Annotated in this window: 31 protein-coding genes and 1 rRNA gene; 2 read left to right on the top strand and 30 right to left on the bottom strand. The window is 44.9% G+C overall.

All coding sequences use genetic code 11. The features are described 5' to 3' along the window. From BLS14_RS31405 to BLS14_RS31395, 3 genes are all read right to left on the bottom strand, one after another. Nucleotides 1-188: ribosomal RNA gene (locus BLS14_RS31405) — 16S ribosomal RNA — on the bottom strand; the annotation flags it as partial. Nucleotides 189-731: 543 nt separating this feature from the next. Continuing rightward, a complete protein-coding gene (locus tag BLS14_RS31400; RefSeq protein WP_017692114.1) occupies nt 732-962 on the bottom strand; it encodes a hypothetical protein in 231 nt (76 codons plus the stop codon). 210 nt (nt 963-1,172) lie between these two features. Next, entirely contained in the window at nt 1,173-1,790 is a 618-nt protein-coding gene (locus BLS14_RS31395) for a stage II sporulation protein M (protein WP_090955719.1), read from the bottom strand. 121 nt (nt 1,791-1,911) lie between these two features. Between BLS14_RS31395 and pdaB the strand changes: the two genes are divergently transcribed. Beyond that, nucleotides 1,912-2,688, top strand: a complete 777-nt coding sequence (gene pdaB, locus BLS14_RS31390) for a polysaccharide deacetylase family sporulation protein PdaB (RefSeq protein ID WP_063567436.1) — start codon at nt 1,912-1,914, stop codon at nt 2,686-2,688. A 140-nt stretch (nt 2,689-2,828) separates the two neighbouring features. Here pdaB and BLS14_RS31385 read toward each other — a convergent pair whose 3' ends face one another. Further along, the gene (locus BLS14_RS31385) at nt 2,829-3,458 is read right to left on the bottom strand and encodes a KinB-signaling pathway activation protein (RefSeq protein WP_090955717.1); all 630 of its coding nucleotides are present in this window, start codon (nt 3,456-3,458) and stop codon (nt 2,829-2,831) included. Nucleotides 3,459-3,583: 125 nt separating this feature from the next. On the opposite strand from BLS14_RS31385, the gene gerD reads away from it, so the two are divergent. Beyond that, nucleotides 3,584-4,345, top strand: a complete 762-nt coding sequence (gerD, locus tag BLS14_RS31380) for a spore germination lipoprotein GerD (protein ID WP_063567434.1) — start codon at nt 3,584-3,586, stop codon at nt 4,343-4,345. A gap of 96 nt (nt 4,346-4,441) precedes the next feature. On the opposite strand, the gene BLS14_RS31375 is transcribed toward gerD, so the two are convergent. The 26 genes from BLS14_RS31375 to rplX form a co-directional block, all read right to left on the bottom strand. Next, nucleotides 4,442-5,542, bottom strand: coding sequence for an Mrp/NBP35 family ATP-binding protein (locus tag BLS14_RS31375; RefSeq protein ID WP_090811995.1), 1,101 nt, complete (start codon nt 5,540-5,542; stop codon nt 4,442-4,444). A 79-nt stretch (nt 5,543-5,621) separates the two neighbouring features. Further along, complete coding sequence (cwlD, locus tag BLS14_RS31370) at nt 5,622-6,377, bottom strand: N-acetylmuramoyl-L-alanine amidase CwlD (protein ID WP_063567432.1); 756 nt, start codon at nt 6,375-6,377, stop codon at nt 5,622-5,624. Nucleotides 6,378-6,445: 68 nt separating this feature from the next. Beyond that, a complete protein-coding gene (gene sat / locus BLS14_RS31365) occupies nt 6,446-7,615 on the bottom strand; it encodes a sulfate adenylyltransferase (protein ID WP_090955714.1) in 1,170 nt (389 codons plus the stop codon). An 85-nt stretch (nt 7,616-7,700) separates the two neighbouring features. Then, on the bottom strand, nt 7,701-8,393 hold the full coding sequence (locus BLS14_RS31360; RefSeq protein WP_063567430.1) for a phosphoadenylyl-sulfate reductase: 693 nt from the start codon (nt 8,391-8,393) through the stop codon (nt 7,701-7,703). Between the two features lie 671 nt (nt 8,394-9,064). Beyond that, nucleotides 9,065-9,457 carry a 30S ribosomal protein S9 gene (rpsI, locus tag BLS14_RS31355; protein ID WP_017692105.1) on the bottom strand — a complete coding sequence of 131 codons (393 nt, stop codon included), beginning with the start codon at nt 9,455-9,457 and terminating at the stop codon, nt 9,065-9,067. 19 nt (nt 9,458-9,476) lie between these two features. Beyond that, nucleotides 9,477-9,914: a 50S ribosomal protein L13 gene (rplM, locus tag BLS14_RS31350; protein WP_024633564.1), complete on the bottom strand. Its 438-nt coding sequence runs from the start codon at nt 9,912-9,914 to the stop codon at nt 9,477-9,479. Nucleotides 9,915-10,119: 205 nt separating this feature from the next. Then, nucleotides 10,120-10,893: a tRNA pseudouridine(38-40) synthase TruA gene (gene truA, locus BLS14_RS31345; protein WP_090955712.1), complete on the bottom strand. Its 774-nt coding sequence runs from the start codon at nt 10,891-10,893 to the stop codon at nt 10,120-10,122. Between the two features lie 159 nt (nt 10,894-11,052). Continuing rightward, a complete protein-coding gene (gene rplQ / locus BLS14_RS31340) occupies nt 11,053-11,418 on the bottom strand; it encodes a 50S ribosomal protein L17 (protein WP_017692102.1) in 366 nt (121 codons plus the stop codon). Between the two features lie 34 nt (nt 11,419-11,452). Beyond that, complete coding sequence (locus BLS14_RS31335) at nt 11,453-12,397, bottom strand: DNA-directed RNA polymerase subunit alpha (protein WP_017692101.1); 945 nt, start codon at nt 12,395-12,397, stop codon at nt 11,453-11,455. Between the two features lie 136 nt (nt 12,398-12,533). Further along, nucleotides 12,534-12,929, bottom strand: a complete 396-nt coding sequence (rpsK, locus tag BLS14_RS31330) for a 30S ribosomal protein S11 (RefSeq protein WP_017692100.1) — start codon at nt 12,927-12,929, stop codon at nt 12,534-12,536. 19 nt (nt 12,930-12,948) lie between these two features. After that, nucleotides 12,949-13,317 carry a 30S ribosomal protein S13 gene (gene rpsM, locus BLS14_RS31325; RefSeq protein WP_053779200.1) on the bottom strand — a complete coding sequence of 123 codons (369 nt, stop codon included), beginning with the start codon at nt 13,315-13,317 and terminating at the stop codon, nt 12,949-12,951. A 20-nt stretch (nt 13,318-13,337) separates the two neighbouring features. Continuing rightward, nucleotides 13,338-13,451 (bottom strand): 50S ribosomal protein L36, encoded by a 114-nt coding sequence (rpmJ, locus tag BLS14_RS31320; protein ID WP_003333770.1) that lies wholly within the window; start codon nt 13,449-13,451, stop codon nt 13,338-13,340. Nucleotides 13,452-13,603: 152 nt separating this feature from the next. Further along, entirely contained in the window at nt 13,604-13,819 is a 216-nt protein-coding gene (infA, locus tag BLS14_RS31315) for a translation initiation factor IF-1 (RefSeq protein WP_017692098.1), read from the bottom strand. A 3-nt stretch (nt 13,820-13,822) separates the two neighbouring features. Then, nucleotides 13,823-14,131 carry a KOW domain-containing RNA-binding protein gene (locus BLS14_RS31310; protein ID WP_024633568.1) on the bottom strand — a complete coding sequence of 103 codons (309 nt, stop codon included), beginning with the start codon at nt 14,129-14,131 and terminating at the stop codon, nt 13,823-13,825. A gap of 10 nt (nt 14,132-14,141) precedes the next feature. Continuing rightward, the gene (map, locus tag BLS14_RS31305) at nt 14,142-14,894 is read right to left on the bottom strand and encodes a type I methionyl aminopeptidase (RefSeq protein WP_053779202.1); all 753 of its coding nucleotides are present in this window, start codon (nt 14,892-14,894) and stop codon (nt 14,142-14,144) included. Between the two features lie 4 nt (nt 14,895-14,898). After that, on the bottom strand, nt 14,899-15,543 hold the full coding sequence (locus tag BLS14_RS31300) for an adenylate kinase (protein WP_024633570.1): 645 nt from the start codon (nt 15,541-15,543) through the stop codon (nt 14,899-14,901). Nucleotides 15,544-15,633: 90 nt separating this feature from the next. Further along, nucleotides 15,634-16,932 (bottom strand): preprotein translocase subunit SecY, encoded by a 1,299-nt coding sequence (gene secY / locus BLS14_RS31295; protein ID WP_063567428.1) that lies wholly within the window; start codon nt 16,930-16,932, stop codon nt 15,634-15,636. Next, nucleotides 16,932-17,372, bottom strand: coding sequence for a 50S ribosomal protein L15 (gene rplO / locus BLS14_RS31290; RefSeq protein ID WP_062836188.1), 441 nt, complete (start codon nt 17,370-17,372; stop codon nt 16,932-16,934). Before rplO ends, secY begins: the two co-directional genes overlap by 1 nt. 43 nt (nt 17,373-17,415) lie before the next feature. Further along, entirely contained in the window at nt 17,416-17,601 is a 186-nt protein-coding gene (gene rpmD / locus BLS14_RS31285) for a 50S ribosomal protein L30 (RefSeq protein WP_017692092.1), read from the bottom strand. Nucleotides 17,602-17,614: 13 nt separating this feature from the next. Beyond that, the gene (gene rpsE, locus BLS14_RS31280; protein WP_017692091.1) at nt 17,615-18,112 is read right to left on the bottom strand and encodes a 30S ribosomal protein S5; all 498 of its coding nucleotides are present in this window, start codon (nt 18,110-18,112) and stop codon (nt 17,615-17,617) included. Nucleotides 18,113-18,139: 27 nt separating this feature from the next. Continuing rightward, nucleotides 18,140-18,508: a 50S ribosomal protein L18 gene (rplR, locus tag BLS14_RS31275; RefSeq protein ID WP_063567427.1), complete on the bottom strand. Its 369-nt coding sequence runs from the start codon at nt 18,506-18,508 to the stop codon at nt 18,140-18,142. A gap of 117 nt (nt 18,509-18,625) precedes the next feature. Beyond that, a complete protein-coding gene (gene rplF / locus BLS14_RS31270; protein ID WP_024633576.1) occupies nt 18,626-19,168 on the bottom strand; it encodes a 50S ribosomal protein L6 in 543 nt (180 codons plus the stop codon). Between the two features lie 30 nt (nt 19,169-19,198). Then, nucleotides 19,199-19,597 carry a 30S ribosomal protein S8 gene (rpsH, locus tag BLS14_RS31265; protein WP_017692088.1) on the bottom strand — a complete coding sequence of 133 codons (399 nt, stop codon included), beginning with the start codon at nt 19,595-19,597 and terminating at the stop codon, nt 19,199-19,201. Between the two features lie 32 nt (nt 19,598-19,629). Further along, complete coding sequence (locus BLS14_RS31260; RefSeq protein WP_013312154.1) at nt 19,630-19,815, bottom strand: type Z 30S ribosomal protein S14; 186 nt, start codon at nt 19,813-19,815, stop codon at nt 19,630-19,632. A gap of 73 nt (nt 19,816-19,888) precedes the next feature. Next, on the bottom strand, nt 19,889-20,431 hold the full coding sequence (gene rplE, locus BLS14_RS31255; RefSeq protein ID WP_024633577.1) for a 50S ribosomal protein L5: 543 nt from the start codon (nt 20,429-20,431) through the stop codon (nt 19,889-19,891). Between the two features lie 32 nt (nt 20,432-20,463). Next, on the bottom strand, nt 20,464-20,817 hold the full coding sequence (gene rplX, locus BLS14_RS31250; RefSeq protein ID WP_024633578.1) for a 50S ribosomal protein L24: 354 nt from the start codon (nt 20,815-20,817) through the stop codon (nt 20,464-20,466). Nucleotides 20,818-20,820 lie beyond the last annotated feature (3 nt).

Here is a 20,820-nt window from a genome sequence, read left to right as displayed (position 1 = left end):
AACAACTATTCGGTATTAGCTACCGTTTCCGGTAGTTGTCCCAAACTTGAGGGCAGGTTGCCTACGTGTTACTCACCCGTCCGCCGCTAACCATCCGAGAAGCAAGCTCCTCTTCAAGTCCGCTCGACTTGCATGTATTAGGCATGCCGCCAGCGTTCGTCCTGAGCCAGGATCAAACTCTCCAATAAAGATGAATTTCAGTAGCGTGGTTAAACGCTATGAAAATCATCTCAAGTATTTGAAAAGAGCGATAAGCTCATTTTGAAACTGACGAGATTAAAAATCTCATTTATGCTTCGAAATCATACAGCCCGAAGACGTGTACCAATTTCTCAGCGTCGATCTTGCAAGCAAGATCGTTACTCACTCGTTGTTCAGTTTTCAAAGATCAAACATTCAATTTGTTTCTGTTTTCTTTGTCACCGTATTTTCAGCGGCGACTTTTATAATATATCATGTTTAAGTTTACTTTGCAAGCACTTTTTTTGATTTATTTTCAATCGCTTTATTCCAGCGCTTGTTCCGGTTAACTTTTCCTTAAAAAAGGAACGAAAATTAATTTATCATATTGAACAAAAAAGGTCAACCCTTTTTCGACAAAATGTTTCATATCCCTTTTCAAAGCCGCCTATTCTACCTATTACTGATTCATGGTGTCTGAGGTACAGCGCTGGCTTTACGGGCCGCACCTCTCTTATATGGTGAACTTCAGCATCCCACTGACCACATCATTATGGCTTGGATTTTTTTAGTTTGCCGCCTCTAGCATATTTGGATAACTCTTTGGGTGGCGCAAAGCGCGCATACATACGGAACACAGTCTTGTAGCGACTCGCTATGGCGTATTTAATTTCTTGATCGAGACGGTTGTCACTTAAGTCGAACAGCATTTCATCAAGCTCTTTGCGCAATACATAATCCAGTTCCTTGCATTCCTTCTCGTTAAACAGCATACCCAGCATTAGAGTTCTCCTTTTTCTGCATATGGATAATGGCGTGTCCCAGTGTATGTCATATTCGAGCCCCTTTAATTCAGGCTATATATCGGACAGCGCCGGTTTTAGTAGCAAACCCAGGATCATCTTTATTTGTCCTTTGGTATTTGCTACTGAAACCCGTTTTATTGTTATGGTCAACTTTCTGAAAATTTATGAATGTCATCCCATACAAATTTATCCTCGCACCAGGCTGTAGGTAAGTGTACTTTCGATAATCGCTGCAACAAGTAGCAAAATAACAATCCAGAAGGATGCAGTTACCGTTGTGCGCATAAAAGCACTCCACTGGCTGCCAATCGTATTTCGTTTCTCCCCGCCAAATTGACCAAGACTTTTGAGAGCTAATCCACCAAACCTTAAACCGAATGCACAAGCGATAATAATTACCGGAATTTCAATAATGCCATGTGGAAGAAGTCCTTTTACAACAATATCAAAGAAGCTGGCCCCATAGTTCATTGTAGTGTGTACCAGAAAACCGATAACCATGCCATTGATTAACAGGAAAACGACAGGCAGAATGCCAAAGAAGATACCGGCATAGATCACGAGTACACTTTTGATGGCGTTATTGAAAAAGATAAAGAGGAAGAAGTTCCATTGCACATTGTTCCCCTGCTCCAGCCGCTCACTAACCTCCCTTAGTCCCCCGATTTGATTCAACAATATATCCTCAAGTGTTCCTGTACTCACCCATCCCGTGCCTATTCCAACAACAAACAATACGATCGACCAGATTAATGCACCACGAATGGAACCTAAAGCTCTAAGAAATGTACTGAATTTTAACATAATATCCTCCTGTGGAACCAAGATGTTGGACAAACAAACGTCTGATACGAATAACTGCGAGGTACGAGCATACATTGGAGAGTAAACAAGCATTTCTTATGGGAGAGGGGCGCTTATTGAAATGAACTCGTTCTATGTATTTAGCGGCAAAAAGATCAAACGTTTCCTGATTGTGCTGGTTGCTGCCGTCTTTGCTATCGGGATTATTTATCTGGAGAGCGGCAATATTTCTGTATTCTCGGAGGATGCACCATCCGCCGTATACAGCGTTCCAACCGAGAAGAAGGTTATTGCACTCACCTTTGACATTAGCTGGGGAGATAAAAGGACAGAGCCTATTCTGAAGGTCCTCCAAGAAAATAAAGTTCAGAAGGCCACTTTCTTCTTGTCCTCCCCCTGGAGTAAGACACACCCCGAGATTGTAACAGCCATCAAAGACGCAGGATACGAAATCGGCAGCCATGGTCACAAGCATGATAATTACAGCAGCCTGACTGAAGAGGAAATCCGCAAGGAAATTTCGACAGCTCATAGCATTTTAACCGATTTAACGGGAAAAGAACCGAAATTGCTGCGTCTACCTAATGGCGACTTTGACAAACGTGTTCTCCAGGTTGCCAGCAGTCTGAATTATCAGGTTGTCCAATGGGACACCGATTCGCAGGATTGGAAGAACCCTGGTGTACAGACCATTGTTGATCGTGTAGTTAGCAAGGCGCATCCTGGAGACATTGTGCTGCTGCACGCTAGTGATTCCTCGAAACAAACGCATGAAGCATTACCCGTCATTATCGACAAGTTAAAAAATCAAGGGTATGAATTCGTGACGGTTTCTGAGCTGCTTAACCATTCAAGTGTCAAAGGTACGGAAGTTCGCGACCAAGCCAGTGCACAGTAAACATGAATTAAAGCAGTATTGCTGAGGCAAACTGTATACTTCCCTTCTGTACTCCATGCCTTGTAAAAAGGCGCTGAAGCGCCATAAATGAAAAGAGCTAACCAGGTTAGCTCTTTTTGGCGTTTTTTTTAAGATAATCGCTACGCATGACTTTCTTGTACCTCGGTCTTTCCACTCACCCGCTGCTCCATGGACCCATCTACCAGCCTGTGCAATATCAGCATTTGGTATGCATTACAGATTAACAGTGGAACCACAATAAAGATGGTAGCCGCATTCACATCAATTCGCAGCACACCGATCGTTTCCACCACGGTAACAGCCACCATGAAAAAGAGTGTAGGCACCATCGCCGAAATATGTGTCTTTTTCACCTTTACGTAAGCGGTAACAATTCCAGCTGCCAAAATAATGATTCCAAGCACAATATCGGATAGCCGTTCTCGTTCCCCACCAACAAACAAACGTAAAAACATGACATCAAGTAACGCCAAGACGGTTAGAACAATCTGTACAATTTGCCAACTGCGTTTCGAAAATACACCTTTGCCCATATAGTTCAATATCAAGTATGCGAAAAAACCCATTTGCGAATACACGCTAATCATAATACCGGAACCAAACAAGATCAGGAGATAAATTAAAAAATCGGTCATTCCATTCGTTTTTTCTCCATTAACCAACATCATAATTAGACCCGTCACTAATGATCCTGCAGCCCCTATAAGCAAAGCTGACCAAAATAGGAAAAACCATTTACGTAAATTCAAATGTTTTCCACCCCCGAGAGTTTATTTTACCAACCTTCACAGCAAAAAACCATCATCATTCAACATATTTAGCGGTTTCCCATCACATACTACATCCAGTATCTAATCAAGGAGGGGTTGTGCACATGAAACGGCCTTTGTGGCAGTTATGCTGTGTCGTACTTGGACTATCCGTCATGCTCGCCGGCTGTGGCTCAGATCAGAATTATTCGCCTCCTCAGGGCGGTTATAAAGAGATGAAAACGATGGTCGTGGATATTCTCAAAAGTGACGAAGGTAAAAAGGCGGTCGAGGAAGCTCTCACTGGACAAAGTTCTTCTGGTGGTGGCGAAGGCGGCGCTTCTGGCCAAAGTGGAGCTTCTGGCGGTGGATCTGGAACAGTGGGTATGAAAATGTTAATGCCTATGCAATCTTCAGAACAAATACGTATAGCTGTAAAAGATACCATCACGGCTCCTGAATACCAGAAGGAATTCGAGAAAATTATGACGGATCCACAGTTTGCAGGTGAATTCGCCAAAGTGATTAACTCCCAAAGCAAGCAACTGCATATGCAATTAATCAAAGATCCAACGTATCAAAAATCCATTGGGGATGTCATGAAATCTCCTGAAGTGTCCAAGATGTTCATGGATATGACCAAAACGCCCGAATATCGTAAACAAACGATGACCGTTATGCAGGAAGTCATGCAAAATCCTTTATTCCGAATGGAAGTGCTGACTTTGCTTAAAAAGGTAGTCCAGGATGAGTTGCAACCCAAAACAGAACAAGGCGGCAAACAGGAGGGCCAAAGCAAAGACGACAATGGCGATGGCGGAAGTGGCAGTAGTGACGGTAGTAGTGATGGTAACAGTGGTGGCGACGGAAGTAATGGAGGATCGTAAGTTGATCATACTTCAAAGTTAAAAGTTATCACATGTTGAAAAAAGCCCACATCCATGGATGTGGGCCTTTTTATATATTTTACGTCATTAGAAAATTTAAAACTTGGCATCAACAGTTTGGGCAACCTCGTCGTAGATCGCACCGATGCTTGAATCCGCTTTATACACGGATGGTGAAAAATCCGGCTCCGAAATATGATTATCCGGCGCTCCCAGTGGAATCTGTGCAAGCAGCTCTGTATGAAGACTCTCGGCAAGAGTACCCCCACCGCCCCGGCCAAATACATAATCTTTCTCTCCGCATTTGCTACATTCATAATAAGCCATGTTCTCTACCACACCAAGCAGCTCATGTTCCGTCTGAATGGCCATGGCACCTGCACGTGCAGCTACAAAGGCAGCGGTTGCATGAGGTGTTGTAACGATGATTTCTTTGCTGTGAGGCAGCATCTGGTGTACGTCTAGTGCGACATCCCCCGTACCCGGAGGCAGATCAAGCAGCATATAATCCAACTCTCCCCAGTTTACATCGGTAAAGAATTGGCGCAACATCCGCCCCAACATAGGTCCACGCCAGATCACCGGGTTATTCTCTCGAATAAAGAATCCCATCGACATCACTTTTACGCCGAAACGCTCAACGGGTTGGATAACCCCGTCCTCAACGACTGGATATTCCTCAATGCCCATCATGTCAGGTACACTGAAGCCATATATATCTGCATCAATCAAGCCAACCTTCTTGCCTTGACGTGCCAGAGCTGCAGCCAAATTAACGGTTACCGTCGATTTGCCGACGCCGCCTTTACCACTAGCAACAGCAATAAAACGTACGCCGGATTCAGGACTTAACAACTCATGTCCGTCCAGCCCTGCTGCATGGCCTTTGACAAGCACTTCGTCCTCGTCTTCCTCATGATCCGCTTGTCCTATGTTCAGGCTCTCACGCTCATGCTCTGACGCTGCACGCAGACGAATATGTACATCATTCACTCCGTGTTGGGACAACAGGTTGCGCGCGGCATCGCTTAGAGCAGTTGTATCCTCTGTGCGGTTCTCCAGCGTCACCATAGTAAGAGCAACATGATCTTCTTTAACCATGACATCACGGACCCACTGCAGTTCAGTCAAACTTACGCCCAATTGCGGTTCCTGCAACGGCTGCAATAGTTCAAGTATCTGTTCTTTTGATAACATCAGACAGCACCTCAGCTTTATCTATTGGCATGTAATTAGGTATGCTGATTCAATTATATCATTACCTTTCTCATTGTGACTAACTTTTAGGACGTTCTCCTGACGAATAACGGAGAATCCCGTTATAGATGGATGCAGCTACTTTACGCTGATAGGTTTCATCTGCAAGCAGACGCGCCTCTTCCGGGTGAGAAAGGAACCCTACCTCCACCAGTGCCGAGGGAATTTTTAACGCCTGGAGCAAATAAACGGTATTTACCGTTTTCGCGATTCGATCTGTATTTTCCAGATTACGAATCATTTCTTGCTGAAGAAGATTGGCTAATCCTGCATTATCGGGATGATTGGGTGTATAAAAAACTTGAGCGCCACTCCAGCGGTTCGAAGGTACACTGTTCATATGAATGCTGATAAAGAGATCTGCCTGCTTATCCTCGATTCTTCTTACTCTTTGTTTCAGATCCTCCGTCTTGCGTTTGGAGTACCCTTTGGTATCAGAGGCAGCCAGATCGGTGTCTATTTCTCGGGTCATCACAACCAAGGCCCCTGCTTGCTGCAGATAATCTCGTACGTACAGCGCAATGGATAAATTGATATCTTTCTCAATGACTCCCTGCTTACTCACCGCTCCCCCATCTGGCCCACCATGTCCTGCATCAATAGCTATGACTTTTCCCGCTAATGGCAGCCCCCAGTAACCGGACATTTTGGAGGAGGGCAACTCATACGTCACCACCGCCACAAACATCGCAAGCAAACAAAGGCTTAACATCACCCTCTTCATGGTGCGTAACCTAATCCAGATCACAAAGTGCTTCCCCATATTTTTACGCATAAAAAAACCACCTCGTCCCTATAAATGACTCTAATCATCTATATGGGACAAGATGGACAAATATACCGTTAGGAGCGGACTTGCTCAGCCATTCCTTCAATCAGCACCTCAGCTACCTCTGGGCGCGTAAATTCAGGTGGAGGGCATAGCCCATCTCGTAGCAACCCACGTACTTTCGTGCCAGACAGAGCCATGTGGTGTTCTTTATCATGCGGGCAGGTTTTGCTTGATGCCATGTTGCCACATTTGGTGCAGAAAAAACTATGTTCAAAGAACAAAGGCGTGATACCGAGTTCTTCCGGTGTGAAGTTAGTAAAGATCTCCTGCGCTTCATATGTTCCGTAGTAGTCACCCACACCTGCATGGTCGCGACCTACAATAAAGTGAGTACAACCATAATTTTTACGTACCATCGCGTGGAAAATGGCCTCTCTTGGACCAGCATACCGCATAGCTGCCGGAAATACGCCTAGAAACGCACGATCAGCCGGATAATAGTTCTCCAGCAAAACCAGATAACTCTTCATTCGTACATCGGCAGGCACGTCATCAGACTTCGTTTCGCCTACAAGCGGATTTAAGAACAGGGCGTCCACAATCTCCATTGCACTCTTCTGAATGTACTCATGGGCACGATGGACCGGATTACGCGTCTGAAAACCAACAACCGTCTTCCAGCCCTTATCCTGGAACGTTTTCCGTGTCTCAGCAGGATCATAATAGAACTGTTCGAACTTGGCCGGTTTGGGACGATTCAGCACTTGAATTGGACCTCCTACATACGTTGCAGGTCGTTCCAGCAGTTTCTTCACACCCGGGTGCTCTGGATCATCCGTCTTGAAGACACGACGCGCTTCTTCACCCTGATCTACTTTATATAAGCTCTTCACTTCCAGCAATCCATAGGTTACCCCGTCATTATCGCCAATAAGTGCCACAGTCTCACCGATCTGGAGTGATGCAGCCTGCTGCTCATCTACAGCTAAGGTAATGGGGATACTCCAGACTGTTCCGTCAGCAAGACGCATACGAGATATAACTGAAAGATAGTCTTCTTCATTCATGAAACCTTGAAGCGGTGAGAATGCACCCACACCAATGAGATCCAAATCCGAAATTGTCCAGCTGTTAATACGTAAAGAGGACAGTTTCTCACTCTCTCGTAATAATTGTTCCCGTTCTTCTCCTTGTACGACACGCTGTATCAGCGTACCTCCATGAGGCAGAATCGAAGTCATCTTGTCAGCTCCCTGTTTCACCATTTTTTATATCATCAAGAATGATTCTAGTGCATTATTAAGTCCATCACTTATTCTGAATAAATTATTTATGAAGACCACATTCCGTTTTTTCGTTCCCAGACCAGCGTCCCGCACGTGGATCTTCTCCTGGCATAACCTGACGTGTGCAATACTCACAACCGATACTCGGGTAATTTTGATCATGCAGCGGATTGTACACAACATTATTAACACGAATATAATCCCATACATCCTCTGTAGTCCAATGTGCAATCGGGTTGAACTTCATAAGTCCAAACTTAGCATCATATTCGACCTTCTTGGAATTTGCACGTGTCGGTGCTTGATCTCTCCGAATACCGGTAATCCATGCATCATACTGGGATAGAATACGTGTCAGCGGCTCAACCTTCCGAATATTACAGCAAGCATTAGGATCCGACTTCCACAATTGTTCTCCATGTTGAGCTGCCTGCTCCTCCGGAGTAATTTTCGGAGCCACACGTACAAAATCAAGATTGTATTTCTCTTTCATTTTGTCACGAGTTTCGTATGTCTCCTTAAAATGAAAATCAGTATCTAGATAAAATATATCCGTGGATGGGCTAATCTTCTGAAGCATATCTACAAGTACAACATCCTCCGCACCGAAGCTGCATGCAAAAGTGATATTTGGAAACGTCTCAATAGCATAACGAATAATATCCTCTGGACTTGCGTTTTCCAATTCTTCAGCCTTCGTCCGTGCAAGTTCTTCTTTCTCCAACAAGTTCATGTCTGCATTTCCCCCATTCTGCATTTCAACAATCACTAAAGCCGACTAATCTAATATGAATTATGTATAGTATAAATCTTTCATGGGGGATGTCAATGCCTGCCATATGGTAAAAAACATCAGTTTCGGCCCATTTTTTTGTTGTTCGTTTTGAATATAATTTGGTGTTAATTATGCATTTAAACGATTTGTGGATAAAAGCATCCATGTGTAACGTCTTCGACTTTTATTTTATCCTTATCTCTTCGTCATTGAAATCCTTTGCCACTGCTGGGTTTATGGTGCCAATTTGATAAAACGATGTATAGAATAACTCTATAGAATCGAAGGAATATAGAAAAACGAGAAGGATTTAATAATGAGATAAAAGCGGGAATCCTATTCTTCAATTGTAAGGGACCTTTATCAAAACCATAAGAAAAACTGATGAAAATTGAGAATGAAAAATGAATGATTACAACCATTATGATGTTCCTAACCTGCAAATTTGATCTTTGTGCTATAGGAGGGTTGCGTTTACTGGAGTATTAGCTGGAGGAAGAGACTTTAACCGATACAGAGGAACCCGAAGCTACTTTGGTGCATCTTCTAAAGTAAAGAACATTTAATACACCTATTGATCTGTAAATACAAAAAAGCCTTTGACCGAGGCCAAAGGCTTGTAATGCATATTAACGTTTGGAGAACTGAGGTGCGCGACGTGCGGCTTTGAGACCGTATTTTTTACGCTCTTTCATCCGTGGGTCACGAGTCAGGAATCCTGCTTTTTTCAGGGAAGCACGGTATTCCGGATCTGCTTTCAACAGAGCGCGGGAGATACCATGACGGATTGCGCCGGCTTGACCGGAGATTCCGCCACCATGAGCAATAACAAGAACGTCATAGTTGTTGAGCGTTTCTGTCAAGTTCAGTGGTTGTTTTACGATCAGTTTGAGTGTTTCCAAACCGAAGTATTCATTAATATCACGTTTATTGATGACAATGCGTCCTTCACCCGGTACAAGGCGAACACGTGCTACCGAATGTTTACGACGACCTGTCCCATAGTATTGTACTTGTGCCATGAAACTGTCCTCCTTTTAATTAACCGCGAAGTTCGTAAACTTCTGGTTTTTGTGCTGCATGTGGATGCTCAGTGCCTCTGTACGCTTTAAGTCTCAACTTCATTTTCTCGCCCATGCGAGTTTTAGGAAGCATACCGCGAACAGCCAATTCCAACATACGCTCAGGTTTGTTTTTAACCATCTCTTCAGCTGTAGTTACTTTCAAACCACCTGGGTGCATTGAGTGACGGTAGTATTTTTTACCTTGCATTTTCTTACCAGTCAATACGATTTTCTCAGCATTGATGATAACAACGAAATCGCCAGTGTCCACATGTGGAGTGAATTGTGGCTTGTGTTTGCCGCGAATCAAAGCTGCCGCTTCGCTCGCCAAACGTCCGAGGGTTTTGCCTTCAGCATCAATGATGTGCCATTGGCGCTCAACTTCGTTAGGCTTCGCCATGTACGTAGTACGCATGAAAAGTTCCTCCTTAAAATGTTCAAAATCATCATTTTCATTTATCTTCGTTCGTTAAGTTATAACTTTAGGTGTTGATGGATTGTAAATTTGATGTGAACCTCTTAATTGGGGCTGTGGGAAAGCCATTAAGAAAACACAACTTTTATATTACATGATAGGCGACTAAATCGCAAGTGTTAATTAAGCTTTTCACTCACCAAATTTAATCTTTTTTGTATTCAAGATCCCAGAGCATTAAACCGCAGCTAACTGCAGTAGGTCCTGCAGCAGATCGATTACATGCAGCAATCATATTTGGTACATCAGAGGCTTTCCGTTTGCCCTCTCCGATCTCCAGCAGTGTACCTACAATGATACGAACCATATGCTGCAAAAAGCCGTTACCACTCACATAAATGTGAATGACACCCTGATCGCGCGGATGGTCTCTGCACATTGATCGGTCCACTTCCATCCATGCTTCGTACACCGAACGGACATGATTCTCTTTCTGAGACTTGCGTGAAGCAAAAGAGGTAAAATCATACGTCCCTATGAAATGTCGTAAGCCCTCCTGCATTGCCATAATATCAAGCTTCGCATGATGATGATATTGCAGTCTTCTGTTGAATACATCCGGAAATTGATTCGCATTGACTGTATAACGATACGTTTTCTTTTTCGCTGCATAGCGAGAATGAAAATCAGCCGAAACTTCATTCGCATCAATAACGACAATATCGGAGGGTAATCTGGAGTTGAGTGCAATACACCAACGTTCAATCGGGATCTGGGACTCCGTAGGAAAATTGAAGATTTGTCTGCGGGCGTGAACACCTGCATCTGTTCGGCCTGAACCTGTAATTTTAACCTTCTCACCGGTTAAAGCACGAATCGCATCTTCAAGATGATCCTGAATGGTATTCCCACCCGGCTGTACTTGGAAGCCGAAATAGGCAGTGCCATCATAAGTTAACGTCATACATAAGTTCCGCATTATTACCACACCTTTGTTCCATACTATACATATCCCTATCCCGAACAGCAAAAGAAGCCCCTTACGGAGCTTCTATTACAGCACGAATTCCGAAATGAAGAGAAAAAAAGGGTTAATCCAGAATCGTTGATTCTGTCCCCTTTCCTCATCTCATCTGTTTTACGCGCGGTCTACCAGTTCCAAGTAAACCATTGGCGCTGCGTCACCACGACGAGGTCCCAGTTTCAAGATACGAGTGTATCCACCTGGACGCTCAGCGTAACGACCGGACAATTCGCTAAACAGTTTTTGGATTGCATCTTGCTCACCATCGATAGTTTCGCGGCGAACATAAGCTGCCACTTGGCGACGGGCATGAAGATCTCCCTTTTTCGCTTTAGTGATCAGTTTTTCAGCAATAGAACGAACCTCTTTTGCTTTCGCTTCAGTTGTCTGAATGCGTTCGTATAAGAACAGGTCGGTTACCAGGTCACGGAACAAAGCTTTACGTGCGCTGGAATTACGGCCCAACTTTTGGTATGCCATTGTTTTCCCTCCTTCACTTCAAGCACTCGGCTGTCTATTCTTCTGTACGGAGTCCCAAACCAAGTTCCTCAAGCTTCTCTTGAACTTCTTCCAAAGACTTGCGTCCGAGGTTACGGACTTTCATCATGTCTTCTTCTGTTTTCGTAGTCAGCTCTTGTACGGTATTAATACCGGCACGTTTGAGGCAGTTGTAGGAACGAACAGAGAGATCCAGCTCTTCGATCGTCATTTCGAGTACTTTTTCTTTTTTGTCTTCTTCTTTTTCGACCATAATCTCTGCATCTTTCGCTTCGTCTGTAAGACCCACGAAGAGCATCAGATGCTCGGTCAAAATTTTAGCGCCAAGGCTTACAGCCTCTTCAGGACGAATACTTCCGTCAGTCCAAACTTCCAACGTGAGCTTGTCATAGTTGGTTACTTGGCCGACACGCGTATTTTCCACAGCGTAGTTAACGCGGCTGATCGGGGTGAAGATGGAATCGACTGGGATGACGCCGATCGGCTGGTCATCGCGTTTATTCCGATCTGCCTGGACGTAGCCGCGACCGCGATTGGCAAAAATACGCATGTGAAGTCTCGAACCTGGTCCGAGCGTAGCAATGTGCAAATCCGGGTTAAGGATTTCCACATCGGAGTCAGCACGGATATCTCCAGCCGTAATTGCTCCTTCGCCTTCAGCATCAATCTCGAGCACTTTCTCCTCATCAGAATGAATTTTAAGCGACAAAGCTTTCAGGTTAAGAATGACCTCCGTAACATCTTCCATTACGCCAGGAACTGTAGCAAATTCATGCAGAACGCCATCGATTTGAACCGAAGACACTGCCGCACCCGGCAGTGACGAGAGCAAGATTCGGCGAAGCGAGTTTCCAAGCGTCGTACCGTATCCGCGCTCCAGCGGTTCTACTACGAATTTCCCATAGGTGCCATCATCGTTGACGTCTACCGTCTCAATTTTCGGCTTTTCGATTTCAATCACTGCAATACCCCTCCTTCAAAACGTCGGTCCTCTATGAAACATTTACCTTCTCTTGCGAAAACATGTAGTAGTATGCCTAAACAACCATTATTAGCAGATTGTGCCGGAAATATACCACACGCAGGGGCAAATCTCATTAGACACGACGACGTTTTGGAGGACGGCATCCGTTATGCGGGACTGGAGTTACGTCTTTGATCAGGTTAACTTCAAGACCAGCAGCTTGCAAAGAGCGGATCGCTGCTTCACGGCCTGCGCCTGGTCCTTTAACCATAACCTCAACGGCTTTCATCCCATGTTCCATTGCAGCTTTGGCAGCAGTCTCAGCAGCCATTTGTGCAGCAAACGGAGTCGATTTACGGGAACCTCTGAATCCGAGGCCGCCGGAGCTTGCCCACGAAATTGCGTTTCCGTGAGGGTCCGTAATGGTAACGATAGTGTTATTGAACGTGGAGCGGATATGTGCCACGCCAGATTCAATATTTTTACGGTCACGACGTTTAGTACGTACGACTTTTTTCGGTTTAGCCATTTTCTCTTATCCCCCCTTATTATTTCTTCTTGTTCGCTACAGTACGACGAGGACCTTTACGAGTACGAGCATTCGTTTTCGTACGTTGTCCACGAACAGGCAGACCACGACGATGACGAACTCCACGGTAACAACCGATCTCCGTCAAACGTTTAATATTCAAAGAGATTTCACGACGCAGGTCACCTTCTACTTTGACCTCTTTGTCGATACTTTCACGCAATTTGCTGACTTCATCTTCCGTCAAATCACGGACACGAGTGTCCCGATTGATGCCTGTTGTGCTCAGAATTTTCTGGGAAGTCGTTTTACCGATTCCGAAAATATAAGTCAAGGCGATCTCAACGCGCTTATCACGTGGCAAATCCACACCAGCTATACGTGCCATTTTACGCTACACCCCCTTCTTTAACCTTGTTTTTGTTTGTGTTTCGGATTTTCACAGATAACCATAACATTCCCTTTGCGGCGAATGACTTTGCATTTTTCGCAAATCGGCTTGACCGAAGGTCTTACCTTCATGTGAATTACCTCCTCAAAGTTTTGCTAAGCAAAACCCTCTTCGTAAGCATTGACCTTGTTTTACCATTGTAAAACCGGCTTCGAAGCTTTCGCAAGTTTTGCCGGGCAAAACCCGCTTCATAAGCTTCACAGTTCATTGCAACTGTCTACTACTATTTACGGTAAGTTATACGACCTTTTGTCAAATCATAAGGTGATAACTGAACAACTACTTTGTCTCCAGTCAGGATACGAATAAAGTGCATCCGCAACTTGCCGGAAACGTGAGCGAGAATTTGATGACCGTTCTCAAGCTCAACCTTGAACGTTGCATTCGGTAGCGGTTCGAGAACCGTACCTTCCACTTCAATGACATCTTCCTTGGCCATTAGTCAGTCTCCTTTCTCTTCAGCTTGAATGTTGGTGGATTCCAGAAACGAATGAACCGCATAGCGGAGCTTTCCGTTTGTCACCCGACCACTCTCGTTTAAACTGTTTACAACCTCGCTGCTAATCATCGGCTGGAGTTCAAGATGAAGAATATTCTTCTTCTTGGGTTGATCAAACTTACGTTTGTCCCCATCCGCAATATATACGAACTTACTGTCCGCTATAGCAACAATTACTGCGGCTTGGTCCGCATTGCGGCCTTTACGGATCTTCACAAGTTGACCGAGCTGCGGATTAGACTGATTGTTCATGCCTTATCACCTACGCATTCAGTTTTGTGAAAATTTCCATGCCTTCATGTGTAACTGCTACGGTGTGTTCAAAGTGGGCGCATAACGATCCATCAACAGTGACGACAGTCCAGTTATCTTCCAACGTTTTCACATACCGTCTACCTGCGTTAACCATCGGCTCTATGGCCAGCACCATGCCCGCTTTAAGCCGTGGTCCCCGATCAGGAAGACCATAGTTCGGAATCTGTGGTTCTTCGTGCAGATCAGCTCCTATACCGTGACCGACATATTCACGTACTACCGAGAACCCTTCATCTTCAATATATTTCTGAATCGCATGAGATATTGTAAACAAGCGAACGTCCGGTTTTACCAGCGCCAGACCTGCGTATAACGAAGCCTCGGTAACGTCCAGAAGACGACGGGCTTCTTCGGAAATACGGCCGACTGGATAAGTCCAGGCGGAATCTCCGTGATAACCCTGGTACTGCGCGCCAATGTCAAACGTAACGATATCGCCCTCGTTCAACTTTCGTTTGCCGGGAAATCCATGCACCAACTCTTCATTCACTGAAGCGCACACACTGGCAGGGAAACCGTTATAACCTTTGAAAGACGGCACAGCTCCTTGACTGCGGATGTATTGATCGGCCATATGGTCAAGTTCTCCAGTCGTAATACCGGGAGCGATATGCTCTGCCAAGAGACGATGCGTTTCCGCAACAATTCTCCCTGCTTCCCTCATCAAGCCCAGTTCCGTTTCGGACTTACCAATGATCATTCAATTAACCTCGCAGCAGGGACACGATTTCATGAGAAACTTGATCGATATCCTGCTCTCCGTCCATTTGACGAAGAAGGCCTTTGTTCTCATAAAATGTGAGGAGTGGTGCTGTTTTGTTGATATATTCGTCGAGACGTGTGCCTACGCTCTCTTCATTATCATCAGAGCGCTGGTACAAGTCACCGCCGCATTTATCACAAATACCTTCCTGCTTGGGCGGATTGAACACGACATGATATGTGGCGCCACAGTTCTTACAAATACGACGACCCGTCAAACGGGCGAGCAATTTGTTGCGGTCCACTTTCAGGTTGATTACATGATCGAGACCTGAGTTCAGTCGATCCAGAATGCCATCGAGCGCTTCTGCTTGAGACAGGGTTCTTGGAAATCCATCCAAGAGGAATCCTTCTCTGCAATCAGGCTGCTGCAAACGTTCTTCAACAATGCCGATGGTTACATCATCTGGTACGAGCAATCCTTGATCCATATATTCTTTGGCTTTCAGGCCAATGGGAGTTCCCTGCTTAATCGCCAGACGAAATGCATCGCCTGTTGAAATGTGGGGAATACCGAACTCTTTCACAATGACGTCTGCTTGCGTTCCTTTTCCTGCCCCCGGAGGGCCCATGAATAGGATGTTCACGTTATGTCACTCCCTCCAAGACTACCCTACATCAACAAACAGCACAATAGGTGCCGGCAAGTAAATCTTAGCTTGACCGGTACCTATTGCCTATTTATTGATAAAACCTTTGTAGTGGCGTTTGATCAATTGGCTTTCGATTTGCTTCATGGTATCCAGCGCAACACCGATAACGATCAGGAGAGAAGTTCCTCCAATTTGCGCTGATTGAGGCAAACCAGAAAGTGCCCCCAAGATTACAGGCAGAACGGAAATTACTGCCAAGAAGATGGCACCTGCCGTTGTCAAACGAGTCATGACACGGGTCAGATATTTCTCGGTTGCTTTACCCGGACGAATGCCTGGGATGTAACCGCCGTTCTTTTTCATGTTGTCAGCCATCTGCTGTGGATTCATCTGTACAAAAGTATAGAAGAATGTGAACCCGAAAATCATCACTACATAGAGTAACATACCCAGAGGTTTGTGAGTAGTGAGATTGGCTCCGATCCACTGTGCCCACGTACGATCAGCCCAGAAGTTTGCGATGATCGATGGGAACATCAACAGAGATGAAGCAAAGATGACAGGGATAACACCTGCTGCATTAATCTTCAGCGGGATATGTGTGTTCTGTCCACCGTACATTTTGTTACCTACGACACGTTTAGCGTACTGTACAGGAATTTTCCGAATCGCCTGCTGGATGTAAATGACACCTATGATAATCAGCACAATAACAATTGCGACGATTACCCCTTTAAGAATGTTCATGAACAGTTGATCAGCTTGGATGAAGTCGGATTCGATCGTTTGTTTGATAATATTAGGTACCGTTGATAGGATACCCGCAAAGATCAAAATCGAAATCCCGTTTCCTATGCCCTTTTCGGTGATCTGCTCACCAAGCCACATTAGGAATGAAGTACCGGCCGTAAGTACAATTGCGATCAAGATATAATCTGCAAATGTTGCGTTAGGCACCATTTCTGTATTGTACAAGCGGTTGAATCCGATCGACGTACCAAACGCTTGAATCAATGCCAGACCTACCGTTAAATAACGGGTCAGCTGTGCAGATTTCTTCTTACCTTGTTCACCCTGCTTTGCCCACTCCGCTAATTTAGGAATAACGTCCATGGAAAGCAGCTGCACTATGATAGACGCAGTGATGTAAGGCACGATCCCGAGCGCAAATATCGAGAACTGGAAGAGCGCTCCACCCGAGAACGTATTGAGAAGTCCAAAAACTTCTTTACCCGCAGAATTTGTCGCTTCGAACACATCTTTGTTAACTCCCGGTACGGGAACAAAGGAGCCGATGCGGTAAATGATCAGTACAAAAAGGGTAAATAATACCCTTTTGCGCAGATCTTCAACCCGCCAGATATTCTTTAGGGTCTTGAACATTAAATCACCTCAGTTGTACCGCCGGCAGCTTCAATTTTCTCAATAGCAGATTGAGAAAACTTGTTAGCTTTAACAGTCAGCTTCACAGTGACATCACCGTTACCCAGGATTTTGATTCCGGATTTAGCGTTTTTAACTACGCCGTTCGTCATCAAGAATTCTGGAGTTACTTCAGTACCCGCAGCAAAACTGTTCAGGTCTTCAGTATTCACAACTGCATATTCTTTGCGAGTTGGGTTTACAAAACCACGTTTTGGCAAGCGACGATACAATGGATTTTGTCCACCTTCGAAGCCTGGACGTACTCCACCGCCAGAACGAGCGTTTTGTCCTTTGTGACCGCGACCTGATGTTTTACCTGTACCACTACTTGGACCGCGACCAAGACGTTTACGTTCTTTGCGGGATCCAGGAGATGGTGAAAGCTCATGTAACTTCATCGTTCGTTGCACCTCCTTAAAGATTTGTGGGATTAACCCGTTTTTAAGCTTCTACTTCTTTAACAGCAACCAAGTGGCTTACTTTGTTAATCATACCACGGATGGCAGGATTATCGTTTTGTACCACTTTGCTATTGATTTTGCGCAAACCCAATGTTTTCACAGTTGTTCTTTGCGTCTCCGGACGTCCGATCAAGCTGCGGACGAGGGTAATTTCTAATTTAGCCATGAGAATTCCCTCCTTAACCCAGAAGCTCTTCGACGGATTTTCCGCGCAGTTTAGCCACGTCTTCAGCACGCTTCAAACGGGACAAACCTTCCAAAGTCGCATTGACCATGTTCATGGAATTCGAAGAACCCAGAGATTTTGTCAAAATGTCACCTACACCAGCAAGTTCGAGAACCGCACGTACAGGACCACCAGCGATAACACCAGTACCTTCAGATGCTGGTTTCAACAGCACGCGTCCTGCGCCGAACTTACCTGTTACCAAGTGAGGAATCGATGTTCCTACGAGTGGAACGTGTACAAGGTTTTTCTTAGCGTCTTCAATACCTTTGCGAATTGCATCAGGTACTTCGCCCGCTTTACCGATACCAGCTCCAACCCAGCCGTTGCCGTCGCCGACTACAACCAGTGCGCTAAAGCTGAAACGGCGTCCGCCTTTTACTACTTTAGCTACGCGATTAATATTTACAACTCTTTCAGTCAGTTCCAAAGTATTCGGATCTACACGCAAGTCGTTAACCTCCTTTTGAAAAATATCTTAAAACTCAAGTCCTGCTTCACGAGCCGCTTCAGCCAATGCTGCGATACGACCATGGTACAGATAACCGCTACGGTCAAATACGATGTTGGAAACACCTTTGTCTTTAGCACGTTTAGCAACGAGTTCGCCAACTTTACGAGCTGATTCAACAGATGCACCATTTTTGATGTCAGTGCTCAATTCTTTGTCTACGGTAGACGCGGAAGCGATTGTTACACCAGCAACATCATCGATGATTTGAGCATACATATGTTTACCAGAACGGAATACGTTCAAACGAGGACGTGCTGCCGTTCCTTGGATTTTCTTACGAACACGCAGGTGTCTTTTCAGACGTGCCTTGTTTTTATCTGTTTTCGTAATCATCTCAGGGATTCACTCCTTTCAGGTTACCTCGCTGGCTTCAAACCGGAAGCCACGGGGTATATTAGAAACACAAGAAGCAAGCAAGCCGAAAACCGCGCAAAGGCGGTAAGAAAAATCTTATTTCTTCTTACCGGCTTTACCTTCCTTACGGATGATACGCTCGCCTTCATATTTAATACCTTTACCTTTGTACGGCTCAGGTTCACGAACGGAACGGATTTTAGCAGCGTAAGCACCTACACGCTCTTTATCGATTCCGCGAACGATGATTTTCGTATTCGAAGGAACTTCGAATTCGATTCCCGCTTCCGGTGTAATTTCAACCGGGTGAGAGTAGCCAACGTTCAGAACGATTTTATCTCCGGATTTGCTTGCACGATATCCGACCCCAACCAGCTCCAGAGATTTTGCGAATCCTTCAGTAACACCACTCACCATGTTGTTTACAACGCTACGCGTTGTGCCGTGCAAAGAACGGTGAGTTTTGTTATCGGAAGGACGCACAACTGTAATTTCGTTGTTTTCAACTGTTACCTTCATATCTTTATGAAGTTCACGAGTCAAAGATCCTTTTGGTCCTTTTACCGTAATAACGGTGTTGTCCAGTGTGATGTCCACACCACTTGGTACTGTAATTGGTTTGCGACCAATACGAGACATATGTTGCACCTCCTATCTTGTGACGTTATATTACCATACGTAGCAGACGACTTCTCCGCCGGATTTTGATTGACGAGCTTCTTTGTCCGTCATGATACCTTTGGATGTCGAGATGATAGCGATACCCAGACCACCAAGTACACGAGGTACTTCGTTGCTTTTCGTGTAAACACGAAGACCAGGTTTACTGATTCTTTTCAGACCAGTAATAACACGCTCGTTATTTTGACCGTATTTCAGGAAAACACGGATAATCCCTTGTTTGTTATCATCGATAACTTCAGCGTCACGGATGAAACCTTCACGCTTCAGGATATCGGCGATTTGTTTTTTCATTGTCGAAGCAGGCATTTCTACCGTTTCGTGACGAACTGTGTTCGCGTTACGAATACGAGTAAGCATATCTGCAATTGGATCAGACATAGTCATTGTGAGTTAACCTCCTTCCCGTTCAGGACTTTTTACCAGCTTGCTTTTTTCACGCCAGGGATCTGGCCTTTATAAGCTAATTCACGGAAGCAAATTCTGCAAATTTTGAACTTTTGCAGGACCGAATGTGGACGTCCGCAACGCTCACAGCGTGTATAAGCACGTACTTTAAACTTTGGTGTACGTTGTTGTTTAACTTTCATCGAAGTTTTTGCCACTTAGCCTGACACCTCCTAAATAATTTCGGAGAAAAGGGAGTCTTTCCAGACACCCGGAAACGTTATAGCAACATTATTTTACGAAAGGCATTCCGAGTTGCGTGAGCAATTCACGGGATTCTTCGTCTGTTTTCGCCGTTGTTACGATGACAATATCCATACCGCGGACTTTGTCTACTTTATCATACTCGATCTCTGGGAAGATCAATTGTTCTTTCAGACCCAGTGTGTAGTTACCACGTCCGTCGAAAGCTTTGCTCGATACACCGCGGAAGTCGCGGACACGAGGAAGCGTAACGTTGAGCAGTTTATCGAGGAAGAAGTACATGCGCTCGCCGCGCAATGTTACTTTCACACCGATAGGCATGTTCTCACGCAGTTTGAAACCTGCGATAGATTTTTTAGCACGAGTGATTACAGGTTTTTGACCTGCGATCAATTGCAAATCGTTTACTGCGGAATCCAACACTTTGGAGTTTTGGACAGCGTCGCCCACACCCATGTTGATAACGATTTTCTCGATTTTCGGCACTTGCATTACCGTTGTATAGTTAAACTTCTGCATCAAAGCAGGAGCAATTTCGTTCAGGTAACGTTCTTTCATTCTTGCTGCCATGAATCATAGACCTCCTTTCTCATTCGGTTCAATTAGTCGATAATTTCTCCGGAACGTTTAGCAACGCGCACTTTCTTTCCGTTATCCAACACTTTGTAACCTACACGGGTTACTTTTCCGCTCTTTGGATCGATGTGCATTACGTTGGAAACGTGAATCGGAGCTTCCTTCTCGATAATGCCGCCTTGCGGATTTTGCTGGTTAGGCTTCTGGTGTTTTTTAATCATGTTAACACCTTCCACAAGGACGCGGTTCTCACGAGGATAAGCAGCGATGACACGGCCTTTTTTACCTTTGTCTTTACCGCTGATCACCATAACTGTATCTTCTTTTTTAACATGAAGTTTATTGTTATGGGATTCCAGAACTTTTTTCACTCTTGGCATTTC

It is taken from the genome of Paenibacillus sp. OK060 (assembly GCF_900101205.1).
Lineage (GTDB): Bacteria > Bacillota > Bacilli > Paenibacillales > Paenibacillaceae > Paenibacillus > Paenibacillus marchantiae.
The sequence above is the reverse complement of the archived record's forward strand: the minus strand, read 5'-3'. Positions and strand labels throughout refer to the sequence as shown.